At 44.7% G+C, this 15,252-nt stretch carries 6 protein-coding genes; all 6 read left to right on the top strand.

The features are described 5' to 3' along the window. From ABD031_RS11105 to ABD031_RS11080, 6 genes are read left to right on the top strand one after another with little or no spacing between them, the layout of a single operon-like run. Positions 1 to 3,588, top strand: coding sequence for a baseplate J/gp47 family protein (locus tag ABD031_RS11105; RefSeq protein ID WP_343851379.1), 3,588 nt, complete (start codon positions 1 to 3; stop codon positions 3,586 to 3,588). Next, entirely contained in the window at positions 3,588 to 6,569 is a 2,982-nt protein-coding gene (locus ABD031_RS11100; RefSeq protein ID WP_343851377.1) for a hypothetical protein, read from the top strand. The genes ABD031_RS11105 and ABD031_RS11100 overlap by 1 nt, the downstream gene beginning before the upstream one ends. Positions 6,570 to 6,571: 2 nt before the next feature. Beyond that, a complete protein-coding gene (locus ABD031_RS11095) occupies positions 6,572 to 10,951 on the top strand; it encodes a PKD domain-containing protein (RefSeq protein WP_343851375.1) in 4,380 nt (1,459 codons plus the stop codon). 11 nt (positions 10,952 to 10,962) lie between these two features. Continuing rightward, positions 10,963 to 12,510 (top strand): contractile injection system tape measure protein, encoded by a 1,548-nt coding sequence (locus ABD031_RS11090; RefSeq protein WP_343851373.1) that lies wholly within the window; start codon positions 10,963 to 10,965, stop codon positions 12,508 to 12,510. Between the two features lie 12 nt (positions 12,511 to 12,522). Then, positions 12,523 to 13,737, top strand: coding sequence for an eCIS core domain-containing protein (locus ABD031_RS11085; protein WP_343851371.1), 1,215 nt, complete (start codon positions 12,523 to 12,525; stop codon positions 13,735 to 13,737). Positions 13,738 to 13,743: 6 nt separating this feature from the next. After that, the gene (locus ABD031_RS11080) at positions 13,744 to 15,048 is read left to right on the top strand and encodes an ATP-binding protein (RefSeq protein WP_343851369.1); all 1,305 of its coding nucleotides are present in this window, start codon (positions 13,744 to 13,746) and stop codon (positions 15,046 to 15,048) included. Positions 15,049 to 15,252: the final 204 nt, after the last annotated feature.

The raw sequence follows: 15,252 nt of genomic DNA, 5'->3' as shown, positions 1-15,252 counted from the left end.
ATGGCGTGCAACGACAGAAACCCATTGACCAGAGAAAGTGTGGACCGGCTGACAAGAAAGCTGCAGGCACTTGATCCCGCTTTTGCCAAAGTGGATGAAAGGTCCATGGAAGACTTGATGCTTTTTGCGTCTAGGTATGCTGCCTATCTCAAATTCAAAGATCACAACAATGCCGATGCCGGGACTTGGGAACCCTTGATGAAAGCAGATATCTCGGTGGTTTTGGCAGTGTTGCTTTCGCTGGATTTAATCGAGGTTTCTGATTACCTCAAGTTGCTCCTCAAGAAAACCAAACTCGCCATAGCGTCTGGGGACGATGTGGAAGCTAGTTTACAGTTCAAATTCCTATTCGACCTGATTTTTACACTAGCCGGGATGGTGGATGGCCAGTGCGCGCTATTGGGTGAAGAACCCGAATATCAGAAAACCATCCAAAATGTCATCCAAATCAAGCTCAATACGCCGTTTTCTAAGTTGGCTAATTTCCGAACGGATCATTTGGATTTGATTTCAATCTCCAATGTGACCGACAGTGCTTCACCGATCACCACCGTTAACTCACAAATCCCACTTTCATTTAACTTTTTTTCCGCTGGATCTGAAAAGATAAAAATCACAATCTCCGGCTCAACCACAAGTGAAAAAATCAGTCACATCATTAACCACAACCTCTTCAATACTCAAATTGCGATTTTCCTCGGAGGTTTTTCTTCGATTCTACAAAAGGTACGGGACCTGTTTTCAAAATCCCTTGAAACCTATTCCAACCATGAACCCCACTATGGACTTTACCTTAGCTTTTTAAAGCTTTTCAAGGCCGCTCAGGATAGCCTGAATGAATTCAGTACGCGCCATCTGGATTTTTATTACAAGGATGTTTTAAGATTTAAAAACCAGCCCCCAATCCCGGATCAGGTGCACTTGTCGATCGGACTACAAAAACACATTCCACAACATCTACTGGAAAAGGGCACGCTATTTAAAGGAGGCAAAAATGCTGATGGAAAAGATATGAGCTACAGTCTCAGAGAAGATTTGGTGCTCAATCAAGCTGAGGTCAGCGAGATTAAGGCTTTTCAGATTCATAACAAGAACTTATTGGCTTATCCGGTGGCCAATAGTGCCGACGGAAAAGGCGGGAAGTTTGAAGGGGAAGACAAAAGTTGGTTTGCATTTGGGGATCGAAAAGCAGAAACTACGGCAGAGGCAGGGTTTGCGATTGCTTCCAATTTATTATTTCTCAAAGAGGGAGCGAGGACCATTACGGTAAAAGTCCAATTCAGAGATCCTTTGAAATCGAAATCTGCATTTTCGAAGTCCAGTTTCTTGGGAAGCCAAAAGGTGATTCCATTTCTGATCAAGTTAACAGGGGAAAAAGACTGGGTAGAAAAAAATGTAAACGGTGTGTATTCCCAAAATCAGAACACCTTAAGTCTGGTGTTTTCTTTGGGAGTGGAAGAGCCTCCACTTCTCCCTTACACTGAAAAAACCCATAAAAAGAATTTCAAGACTGCACTGCCATTGATGATGGCGTACCTAAACCAAAAAGGCAGTAGCATTTCCTACGCAGATTTGATGGATAATCCCGTCACTTCGATCAATCTTTCGGTAGCGGTAGTAGGTGTAAAAGACCTAGCTCTCAGCAGTGACGGAGGCTCTATCGATGCTGCAAAACCATTCAAACCTTTCGGGGATTTCCCCAAAAAAAATGCGGGATTTTACATCGGTTCAAAGGAAATTTTTCAGAAAAAACTAGATTCTATTAAAGTCAATTTTCCAATTTCAGACCCAATTACCTGCCAATACCTGCATGGAAATGACTGGGACACCTACCCGGTTACCAAGGATAACAATTCCTATTTGGTAAATAAAAATACCGACGGATACCTGCTGAAACCAGCCTCTATGGACTTTGGCTCAAACGGTTTTTTGAAGGCTACTTCGTTCGAAGGATTTTTGCGATTCCGACTGAATACATCAAGCTATTCCCTGTCCGACTATATGGATGACGTCAACAGCGCCTTGGACAGCGTGGTACTCAATTCCCAAAAGACCTACGATTTATTGAAGATTGATGCCAAGTTCTTGGGCGAAAAAGCTGCAGATCTTTTAAATGTCGAAAGGACAATATCCGCAGAAGTGGATTCCACGCAATTTGACAATTTAAAAGAAATCGCAGCGTCGACCAAAGTATCGGGAAACTCCGTTCCGGTACCCAAAGAATTGATCGCAGAATCGTTTTCGATCGATTATTCCGCATCTGAAACCATCCCTACAGAAAGCGTAAATCCTAGACATTCATTTTTTCACCTGACTCCGTTTGGATATTACCAGCTGATTTCCAGCGGGGAACCGACACTTGTCGCCAGGTACAATCAAAAGGGCGAACTGTTGATAGGAATAACTAAAGCTGAAGCTCCTATTACCATCAACCTGCTTTTTCTTCTTTCTGACGGCAGCTCCAATCCTTTGAAAAACGAGGAAACGGTCACCTGGTCCTATATGGATGCCGCCGGCCATTGGGTAGATTTTGAGCAAAACAACGTCATCGACGAAACGATCAACCTGACAAGAACTGGCATAGTTACCGTAAGCTTTCCCAAGGAAGCGGGAAAAGTCCATACCGCATTGACCACCGATAAGATCTGGCTGCGAGCTTCGGTCGCGGACCACACCGATGCGGTCTGCAAAATCATAGACATATTAGCCCAGGGAGCTCTGGCAGATTTGCTTCAGGATGAAACTGCGGGAGTTGAATACCTGAGTGTACTTCCAGCGGGAACAATCAGCAAACTATCACGCTCGGACAGCGCCATCAAATCCGTTACCCAACCTGCAGATTCGGTGGGAGGAAGAGTTCGAGAAAGCGATGCAGACTATTACCAGCGTGTCAGCGAGCGGCTGCGACACAAACAAAGAGCTGTTACCATGTGGGACTATGAACATTTGGTGATGCAGGAATTTCAGTCCGTCTACCAAGTGAAATGTCTTAATCACACGGGATTTTATGAAAAAAACGGAGAGCAGGTCTTTTGCGAGAATTATCCCGGACATGTTACTGTCATCTGCATTCCAGATCTCAAAAACAAAACCAACATCAATCCCCTACGCCCTTACACCGCCATCGGTATACTTACCGATATCGGGATTTTTCTGGAGAAAATCAAAAATCCTTTTGCCACGCTGCACGTCGTCAATCCCAACTTCGAGGAAGTCCAGCTTGAGTTTGAAGTTCGTTTTCATGACCAAATGGACGAGGTTTTTTACCGCAATCTGCTGGATATAGAGATTGAGCAGTTTCTCTGTCCATGGGCCTGGGACAGCAACCAGAAGATCAGCTTTGGAGGAAAGATCAACAAATCAATCCTCATCAATTTCGTGGAAGAAAGGCCCTATGTGGACTTCCTCAGTTGCTTTAAACTCCACCATATTCTTCGGGAAGATGAAGGAAAAGTAACCAAAAAACACAGCGACCTGGAAGAAATCGTGGCTTCTACGTCCAGGTCAATATTGGTTTCACACTATGATGAATCCAACCTAAGTACTCCGCGACATATCATCCAAGTAATCCAAACCTGCGACTGCTGATGAAAACCTCTCCGACCATACCTAAAAATCCCAACCTGATCCATTCCATGGACTTTGAGAGATTGCGTCAGGAAGGTTTGGCGTACATCGAGTCGCTTTCGAGTGATATCTGGACGGATTACAACACACACGATCCAGGGATTACGATATTGGAAGCAGTCTGCTACGCCATCACCGAACTGGGATATCGGACTAATTTTGAAATCAAAGACCTATTGACAGAGGCAAGCGGACAGACATTTTTTACTGCAAGACAAATGCTGACAACGGCACCATTGTCAGTGACGGATTACAGGAAACTTTTGGTCGACCTTCAGGGGATAAACAATGCCTGGCTCATGACTGACGGAAAACAAGAAGTGCCGGTATTTCTCAATTGCAAAGAAGATCTACTGCAATATGACGCCACTGATAATGAACTGGTACTAAAAGGCCTGTATACGGTATTGTTGGATTTGTCCGTAGATCTTGAATTGGGCGACATGAATACAGGTGATATCGTATTGGAAAACATCGCGTTCCCTTTTTCACCTATGGTTGATATGGAAGCGGGTGAATTTCAGGTCAAGTTTGAACTGCCCGGAATTAAAGAAGCCAGTCTAAAAATCCTCGCCGAGGACACCTCCACTTTTACAATCGAAAAAAACCCGGTAAAAAATTGGCTATATCATTTCAAGATTGAATTGATCGATGCTGAAATTCTGGAGGTGCCTTTTCGGGTAAGCATTCCCAAAAACCCTCCAAAAGGAAAAATCACCGACAGCCACGTGACCTTGATTCTACAGGATACGGACTTTGGAAAGTTGATTCTGGAAACCTATCTGGAAAAATTATTCAAGGCTGACCAAGTGATCAAAAATGCCGTCAAAACCCTCCACGAAAACAGAAATCTGTGTGAGGATTTTGTAAGTGTAGAACCAATCGATTCTGAGGAAGTAGCATTTTGCTTTGACGTAGACGTCAGTCCGGATACCGACATTGAAAAAGTACAGGCCGAGATTTACTTCACGTTAGAAAACTACCTCAATCCTCCGGTTAAATTTTACACCCTGAGGGAACTGATGGACAAGGACTCTCCCGTGGAAGAAATCTTTGAAGGACCGAAACTCGGGCATGGCTTCATAGATACCGGCGAATTGGAAAATGCCCAGTTGAAACAAGTGATCTATGCCTCCGATATCATCAACCTATTGATGGATCTAGAGGGAGTTCGAGGCATCAGAAATTTCCTAATGACCAAGTACGATAAAAATGGAATACCTGTACCTGGTCATAAAGGCATTTCCTGGTGCCTACAGGTGACTGCCATGCGCAAGCCCGTCATGAGTACCAGTTTTTCAAAAATCATTTTTTTCAAGGATGGATTTCCATTCCTCTCAAGGTATGAGGAAGTGCGGGACACCGTCTATCTCCTCCATGCCCAACAAAACACCGGGAAACTGGTACCAACATTCTCGGATCTTCCCATTCCAAAAGGAAACCGCAGGGACAGCATGAGCTATTGGCCAGTCCAATATGACCTACCGATAGTCTATGGTGTCGGCGAATTTGGTCTGCCTCCCGAAGCAGATAGCCTGAGAAAAGGTCAACAGCAGCAACTGAAAGGCTACCTGATGTTTTTTGAGCAACTATTGGCGGACTTTTTTGCGCAGCTTACCAATGCCAAAAGCCTTTTTTCTACTGATAATATTCGCCAAACCTACTTTGCCCAATACCTCGGCACCATCAAGGAAATCGGCGAAATTCTGGATCCCGATCTACAAAAAACGATGGCCAATGACATCTCGGACACCGAAAGCCAAGAGCTTTGGCAAAAACTTTACGAAAACAAAAACCGGTTTTTTGAAAGAAGAAATAGGTTTTTGGATCACCTCTTGGCACGTTTTGCAGAGGCTTTCAGTGACTATTCACTCTTAATGTACAGGATCAATCTCGAAGATATCAGTCTTGAAAAAATCGAACTTGAAGAAATTGTTGACATCAAAACCCGAACCCTACAAACCTATCCCGAAATCAGTTACGCCAGATCTTTAGCGTTCAACTATTTCCCACAGGATGAAGAGTTCAACCTTGATGAAACAAAAATTTGGGATACCGACAATGTATCCGGTCTGGAAAAAAGAATCAGCCAACTGACCGGAATCAAGGATTTCACAAGACGCTTTCTCTACTGTATCAAACATGTCGAAATCCTCTGCGAGGAAATGGAAGTAGGGGATGAAATTCACTGTGTTCATACTTTTTCGCTCACTTCCAAAAACGGAATCAAGCTTGTCTCTAAGCAATATGCCGACAAATCAGAGGCAGAAAAGGTTTTGGAAGATGTACTGGAATTAGGCGGTGAAATTGGAAATTTCAATTACGCCGTTAAAAAAATCAAGCTCAAAAAACAGAATGCCATTATTTTGACCAGTGAGCAAACCTTTCAGTCAGAGGAGGAAGCAGCGGAGGCTATCGGCATCATTGCGTCCGAACTTTCCGTCGATTGCCCCGATCCGGAAGGGCTACATCTGATCGAGCACATCTTACTACGGCCAAAAAGCAAGGATTTTGATTTGATGGAGGTCTGCCTTCACGACTGTGACCGCCCCTGCGAGCAAGATATCTATTCGTTCAGGGCTTCCGTGGTATTGCCTCATTGGCCAAAGCATTTTGACAATATGGCATTTCGCCAATACTTCGAAAAGAAAATCCGTGAAGAAGCACCTGCACATATCCAATTGAAAGTCTGCTGGGTGAGCAATGATAAACTCAGGAAATTCGAGTCCAGCTATAAGACATGGACTGAGGAACTTGCACGGTTTAAACAGGATGGAGATAACCTCTCCACCTATCAGGAGGCCAATGACAGTTTGCTGGCAATATTGGCAAAACTCAACTCAGTGTACCCGAAGGCCACGCTTCATGACTGTGAAGAAAGCGACGCCGACAATAACCCGGTCAAGCTGGGGAAAACAATTCTTGGAACTCAAAATTTATAATCATGCAGCCTCTAAATTCATATCCCGTTTTTGAAGCTGATCAGGTTCTTTCCAACGGGCACCTGAACAACTTGTTGAACTATCTGGAACAGCAGGAAAGGCTGACGCGCATCAAGCTGGTAGGCCGAGGTATTGTCTGTGGCTTGGAAATCACTACGTCGAATACTGCTATCACCCTAAGTAAGGGATGCGGACTCACCTCGCAGGGATACCTTATTCAACTCTGCGAAACCAATTTCACACATTACACCGCATATGTTCCGCCAGTTCTCCCAAATGACCTTTACTTTTTGACCCAGTGCAGCGCTGAAAATAGAGACCAAATCCCCTACTATGGCCAAAAAGACATTTTGGAGTTAATACCCGAAGGTGACAAAGATACCACAGACAAAAAACTCCTGAATACACTCAACCAACAGGATTATGCAGTCGTGTTGTTTTTGGAAACGGAGCAAATAGATCTCAAAAACTGCGACACGCAGGACTGCAATGACAAGGGAAGTAGGATGGATTTCACCCTGAAAACTTTACTTATCCACAGGAAGTTTATCCTGCCTGCTGAAAAAGCCTCTTTTAATACCATCTTTCTCAAAAGGTTCAATGTTCCGGTGGGTGACCTAAAAACGTCCGAAGACATTCTTCAGGGTTTTTTGACAATAACGGACGATGGGACACTGAAAGGGCTTTCGGAAAATCTTGTCCTTTGTTGGAGTAAGTATGCGGTTATGCTCGGTCTTCCTGCAGCAAACCCCTTGGAAAACCTCAACCTGATTGAAGTCAAAAAGAAACTATCAGGCAATACCGGCCAAAGGATCTTCGTACAATATTTTTATGATTTTGTCGACGATCTGCTCAAGGCTTACCTTGAATTCAAATGCAAAGTAAGCGATGTGTTTGGAGAATGCTGTCCCGATGAGATGGATTTTCCGCTGCATCTGACCTTGGGAATGGCCAGTGAAAATACAATTCTAGGCAAAAGAAACAGCCAACGACAATATTTTGAGCCTTCCCCCATACAAGGCGGGCTAGGGAAAAATGCCGATGAAGCAGCCGCCCTTTTGGAAAGGCTGGTAGCTATGATCAAGGGATTTATGGGCGAAAAATTGGCGGCTACAGAACCGATAATTATCACCCCCAGCAACTTGGGGCACGATAACCTCAGCGGCCGTGCTATTCCCTACTATTATGATTGGAAGTCGGTCAATCCCAGATGGCATTTTAGCCTGAGCTACGATGGAAGTGAACAGTACAATTTGGGATATAGGGCATCCCAGCAAAGTGACGCACCCGGGCCGGTCAAGAATCCGCTGCTTTATGACATCGAACGGTACAATGCCTTTAGGATAGAAGGCCATGTCGGAAAAAACTATCAGTCAGCGCTGACCGAAATCATCCGCCAAAAACATGAATTCAACCTGCCCTTTGAGGTACTGGCGCTCAATGCTATTGATCTCTCGGCCATTTTGAACGGCAAACAAATAACTTGTCACATTGAGGACCTCACATCTGATTATCGGGTAATGATCACCGGGATCGTCTGTCAACTGCAACAAATCCTGGCCTATGTGGGCAATCTCAGACCAAAAAGAAGCCTAAATTCTGACAGGCTTGTCACCGTCTTGAATTCCAAAAAGGACTTTTACATATCCAAAAACTTGGTGGACATGCAAAAGACCATCAAAGCCGATATTGCCAAAAATCGACCCATCAGCATTTCCAATGCAGATATCATCAAAAATCTGGCACTCCGGGACGTGGAGGAAGGAGAAAAACTGGCTGATTTTGTCGCCAAAGACATAAGCCAGTTCATAGTTGAGCAAAAAACCTTTTTTGATTACATCATCAAGCAACCCGATCTATTATTGATCTTCTTGCAACAGCTGGCAGAAATCGTAAAATACCTTCTCTCATTCGATCTCAATCAATTTGACGAAGACGCATACAACAAGCTGTGGACTCCCTATTCCAAAACCGTGGCAAGTCTCATCCAAGAGGCGACTAAATCAGAAAATGAGGAAATCAAACAGTACTTCTCAGCAAAAAATACCGAGTTACTTTTCAAATGTGCGAATGAAAAACTGTTTGCGCTCAAGGAAGAATACCTCAAAAGACTTGCGCAGTACGATGCGGCGATCAATTTCAACGAATATTTCAAAAAACATCCCGGGCTGGAACACAAAGCGGGTGTCACCAAAGGCGGCAGTTTTGTTTTAGTCTACAATGGCGTACCCGAAAGGTTGTTGACCCTGCCAGACCTCGTCATAACCAATCCAAACTTGGATATAGTGATTCGGAATACTCTGGCCAATTTGGCTGCGAAGGAATCAGCAGCCAAATCGGTGACAATGGATAAGTCAGCGTTAGTAACAGAAATTTCCAAGAAAGAAAGTCTGATAGAAATCACTGCTGCCAAGAGAACAGAGTTTGAATTTGCGTCCGATTTGATCAAAAATCTGAATCTTGGAGATGCTGCAAAAAGTGTTCTGGATGCACTCAACATAAAAGATAAGGAAATTAGGGACCAAGCTACACCAATCTCGAAGGGAACTGTCATTGCGGATTTTTATCTTCCCTACCTCTGCTGCAGCGATTGTCCGCCCATTGCCTATGTCATTCCAGAAGTAATAGAACCGGAAAACAAGGGGCCGATCGCCAATGCAGGACCCGATCAGACGCTGACATTTGTGCCGGGAAGAGGCAATACCGCTACCCTGGACGGATCAGCCTCTTCAGACGCTGACGGGACAATCAAAAGCTTCGCTTGGACTCAGGTAAGTGGACCGGCCGCCGCAATCAAAGCACCCGAAAAAGTAAAAACCACGGTCCAGTTCGAATCCGCAGGAGTTCACATTTTCGCTCTGAAGGTAACCGATGACAAAGGCGCCACTGCCGAAGATTCTGTATCGGTCAATGTTACAGAAGCTGAAAACACAGGGCCTCAGGCCAGGGCCGGTGAGGATCAGACACTGCCCTTCGTTTCGGGCAGAGCCACAACGACCGTTCTGGACGGATCAGCCTCTTCAGACGCAGACGGGACAATCAAAAGCTTCGCTTGGACTCAGGTAAGTGGACCGACCGCCGCAATAAAAACACCCGAAAAAGTCAAAACGACTGTCCAGTTCGCATCCGCAGGAGTTCACGTTTTCGCTCTTAAGGTAACCGATGACAAAGGCGCCACTGCCGAAGATTCTGTATCGGTCAATGTTACAGAAGCTGAAAACACAGGTCCTCAGGCCAGGGCCGGTGAGGATCAGACACTGCCCTTCGTTTCGGGTAGAGCCACAACGGCCGTTCTGGACGGATCAGCCTCTTCAGACGCTGACGGGACAATCAAAAGCTTCGCTTGGACTCAGGTAAGTGGACCGACCGCCGCAATCAAAGCACCCGAAAAAGTCAAAACGACTGTCCAGTTCGAATCCGCAGGAGTTCACATTTTCGCTCTGAAGGTAACCGATGACAAAGGCGCCACTGCCGAAGATTCTGTATCGGTCAATGTTACAGAAGCTGAAAACACAGGGCCTCAGGCCAGGGCCGGTGAGGATCAGACATTGACATTCGTTTCGGGCAGAGCCACAACGGCCGTTCTGGACGGATCAGCCTCTTCAGACGCTGACGGGACAATCAAAAGCTTCGCTTGGACTCAGTCAAGTGGACCAACCGCCGCAATAAAAACACCCGAAAAAGTCAAAACGACTGTCCAGTTCGCATCCGCAGGAGTTCACGTTTTCGCTTTGAGGGTAACCGATGACAAAGGCGCCACTGCCGAAGATTCTGTCACCGTAAACGTATCCAATAACGATAGGCAGAAATCCTGTGGTCCGCTCCAAGACATCATCAAAGCTTTTGAGGAATTTGACAGCACAGATTCCAATGACTTGTTCGGTAGGTTTGTGCAGATTTACTCGCCCTATGGACAGATAAAAGAATTTTTTGCAGCAATGAAAGTTGTTGCCAACGAGTCTCCCGAGAAACAAATTGACTTCTTCGTCAATGAATTTGTCAACACAGGCTTGCTGTCACAATTTGTGGAATGGCTACAATTATTGAACAATCTACTAATTGAGATAAGGGAACTCAGGACTCTGGCTTTTGGACTATACAAAATCTTAAATCTCCTGGCTATGCATATCGTGTGTATCCAAAAAGATGATTTCGATGTAGCAAGTATCCCGACGCAAAAAGTATTTGAAGTTATCGAATCTCATGCCAAAGTATGGGCAGATATGAGGGCCAGTGGAGCGATGGGTAGGTTGGAACTCCAATTGATATTGAGAGTGGAAAGTGACATGAGTGCGGCCATGGTCCAGACTACGGCGAACGGAGAGGAAACTATCAAAACCAAATATTTCAGCCAGCTAAAAATCATCGTTGAAATACTTTAATGATTTTTTAAATGGGACTTTCACAAAACCATAAGATCCATACCGCTTCCCTCCAAGTACAATTTGAGGGGATGGAGGAAGATTTTGGTTTGCAGGAAAGGTTGGCTTTGGTGTTTCACGAAAAAGTAAAACCTGCTTTAGAAAAAGAGCTGGATGAACTGGCTGATCCCAATACAACCTGGGTTATAGATTCTTTAGTTTTAGATTGCGGATTTTTGCCCAGCGAAAATTGGGAGGAAATATTACACCAAAAAATACTTGAAGAAATAAGAAACGAACTGGAATCACTACCCGCGGGTAAATCAACAGTCCTTTCCAAAAAGGAAAAGGCTAGAGAAGTGTTTTTCTTTTTTATTGAAAGGGGCTTTTTCCCTTGGAACAGCCCTTTTTCGAAACCCCTAGAACTGGAAACCGAAGCCTACCTGGACCGTCAATTTTTAGGGAAGCTATCCCATTCCTACAAAAAAAACTCCCTAATCCGTGACAGGTTGTTCAGCTCATTTTCTGTAGCCTTTATCGCTAAAATTGTTGGCGCCATCGGAGAAATCTCCAATCCCAAAATCCCGGGATTGTTCAAACATTTTCAACAACATGCCCATAGAAACATTCAAAAGGAATTGCTGTCCGCCTTCTTGTCCTACCCAGTATTTCAAAAAACAATTTCGGACAACGAGTTTCTGATATTGCTGATTGCCAAATTGGATGGCGAAAACCTTCAAATTCTTGCGGATTATTTGGGTTCAGAAGTGACCGCGGACGACCAATTCCTAAGGAGCCTAGTTATGCTCTTTCTTAATATCCCGAATCCTCATGTCTTTAAAAAAATGAAGCTGTTGACTGAAACACTCCAGAAACGACACCCAGGCATTTTGGAAAAGGCTGGATTCTCCGCCGCAGAATTTGAATCGGGAGAGCCCTTCGACTCGTTTTTAAAAGATGAAAAAAAAGACGTCGGAGAAACACATTCCAAGAAAGATTTTGGGCGACCCGATGAAATTTCTTCCGACTCAAAAACACAAAAACCGAATTCGGAAATCATTGAAAATCTAGGAACAGAAAATGAAATTTTCATTGAAAATGCAGGCTTAGTTCTATTACACCCATTTTTAGCAGATTTGTTCAATAGCGTTCGGCTGACTGAAAACGGAAAATTCTTTGCTTCATCTGATCAGCAACTTGCAGCTAGAGTTCTTCAGTTTTTGGTGTATGGAGAAAACGAATTGTCTGAAAACTATTTTGTATTTAACAAAATATTGTGTGGAATGGGTGTGTCGGAGGTGCTGGATGTGGCCACCGAATTAAGTCCGGAATTAAAGGAAGAATGCGTCGCGCTCCTGCAAGCCGTCATCGGGCATTGGTCAATTTTGAAAAATACCAGTGTGGATGGACTGAGGGAGACTTTTTTGCAACGATCGGGGAGAATCAGCAGGGTTGAAAAAGGATGGAAACTGGTGGTGGAGCGCAAAGCAGTAGACGTGCTTTTGAATAAGCTTCCCTGGGGAATAGGCATCGTCAAATTGCCTTGGATGAACGAAATGATGTATGTAGAGTGGAATTGAATCCAAAATAGTATGACTGCTATCGCCTCTAAAGAAAATAGGGAAAAGAAAAAAGCTTCTCACCATCCCAGGACTTTTTTCCAGGCCAAACTCACGGTAAACCTACCGGGGGACAGGTATGAACAAGAAGCCGATGCGGTTGCAGATAAAATCTCAGATTCTACTAACATGGATTCAGGGCCAGTCATTGAAGAGTTGTCTATGCAAAATATCAGACCGATATATGGAGACGACATCCAAAAGAAGTGTGCCGAATGTGAGGAGGAAGAAACAGTTCAGATGAAAGGTAACTTCCGGGGCGGTGATCTTGAACCGGAAATTGAAAACCGTATTCAATCCGCCAAAGGGGGTGGGGCGGCCATGCCCGCTGAGACGCAAACTTCGATGGAATCACATTTTGGACAGCCCTTTGGAGCAGTTAAAATTCACAATGACAACACTTCCGATCGATTGAACCGACAATTGGACGCCAAGGCATTTACCACCGGAAACAATATTTTTTTCAAACGGGGGGAATACAATCCAACTACGTATCAAGGCAAAAAACTTCTTGCGCACGAACTGACGCATGTCGTACAGCAAGGAGCCATTTCATGGGCCAATATTCAGCGTGACGAAGAGGAGTCCACTCCCCAAAATGCTGAGGAAGACGAATTTGAATTTGACTATGATTTATTGCCACCATCTCTTCAATTTTCAATAGGTCAATGGATACTCGAGGCAAATACCAGTAGGGTTGCCCTCCAGTTTTCACAAGGATTGATGAGGAGCAGGTTTGGTTATAATTATGGTGGAAATCTCACCTTGGGCACCCGAACACCCTCGCTAAGTACTGAATTCGGATTTAATCCGCACTCCCCCGCCCTATCCTTTGGTTTAACTCAAGATCGGTTCAGGTTTGGAGCCAATGCCGACCTAACAACCGGCGGGTTTGGATTCAACCTTGGCTACGGCGCCAAGTTATTGCCCATGCCTTTTGATTTGGCAGGGCCCGTCAATGCAGGTTGGGCAGGCGCAAGTGGGATTCTGGGGGATATTGGCAATATGCAAGATCCAGTGAGTTTTTACCAGGCACATGGTGACGATATTGATGCAATAATGGGGTCAGTCAAAGCACTTCAACCGCTGGCCGACGAAAGTAATCAAGGCTTCGGAGCTGGATTGAGATTCACCTATAATCCAACAACCGGGGTATTGATTCATGCAGGTGTACAGTGGATGTTTTAGAAAATTATGGAAAGAGAAATTCAAAATATCATTTTAAACCTCCAGAAGACAATTTCGCTTAGAGTGGAGAGTCATTTTGAAGGAAAACCGTTTTCCCTTCCTGATTTTGAATTGATTGGAAACGCCCCCTTATCTGACTTCATCAAACATTACAAGTTAGGTAAAGAGGAAATTATACTACTCGCTTCTGCATTGGTTCCCCATATTATTCCGGGTTTTTTTGACAATATCATCAGAGAATTCCTGCCGCAAGGTGGGGATTTCCCAGAATTCGGAGGGACTAAAAGCGAAAACCAAAGAGGGATGCTGCCAACTGGCGAAACAGCGCTGTTTATTTTGGCCGGAATAGACATTCAGGCGCGACTGAACTACCTGTCCGTATTCGACCAGAGCAATCCCCTGATAAAACACCGCATTATTTCCCTAGATCCCGTCAAATCAGGGGAACCCAAACTAAGCGGAAGATTGGTCATGGATTCGGAATATGTGGAAGTTTTTACCACCGGCAAAGTCGGCTTGCCTTCACTCAGTATTAATTTCCCAGCTGAGCATCTTCAGACGGAAATGGCCTGGGAAGATCTTGTACTTCCCGATCAAGTTTGGAATCAAGTCAGGGAACTGCAGGTCTGGCTCAAACACAAAGAATCCCTGCTTTCAGAATTTGATTTGGGAAGGAAGATCAAACCGGGGTACAGAGCACTATTCTACGGTCCACCGGGTACAGGAAAAACGGTCACCGCCTCCCTTTTGGGAAAATATACCGGAAAGGAAGTATTTAGGATAGACCTTTCCATGATCGTTTCCAAATACATAGGTGAGACAGAAAAAAACCTTTCCACCCTGTTTGATAAGGCCGAAAACAAAGACTGGATTCTCTTTTTTGATGAAGCAGATGCAATTTTTGGAAAGCGGACGGGCGTCAGGGATGCGCATGACAAATACGCCAACCAGGAAGTTTCCTATCTTTTGCAGCGAATTGAAAGCTACAATGGTCTGGTGATTTTGGCTTCCAATTTTCGCAACAACATCGACACGGCATTTGTCAGGAGGTTTAATTCCATGGTCTATTTTCCCGCACCTAAGGCTGAGGACAGGCTTTTGCTTTGGGAAAAGTCTCTGCCGGAGCAGTTCACCCTGGAGAAGGACGTGGCATTGAAAGAACTTGCCGAAAAGTACGAACTCACCGGTTCTCACATCATCAATATCATCCAGTATATCACCTTGGTATCCTTGGAAAGCCGAAACTTCATGCTTTCCCGCGACCTGATGGTCAAAAGCATCAAACGGGAACTGGAGAAAGAAGGGAAGTAAACGGAGGCATTTAGATGAATTCACCATGAGGGCACTGAAAAGAATCAAATCCGATCACCAAGACACAGCAATAAAAAGAAATCGGCCCTTCTTTCCGGCTATACCGGTGCAGGCAAAATTGAAGGTGAGCCGACCTGGGGACTCATTCGAAAAAGAAGCCGAGAAAGTCTCCCAAGATATAGTGTCTCCATCCCATGAACGTAG

Origin of the sequence: Algoriphagus jejuensis (assembly GCF_039523455.1) — a bacterium.
GTDB lineage: Bacteria > Bacteroidota > Bacteroidia > Cytophagales > Cyclobacteriaceae > Algoriphagus > Algoriphagus jejuensis.
Note: the sequence above shows the minus strand (reverse complement) of the source record. Positions and strands in the feature narration are given on the sequence as shown.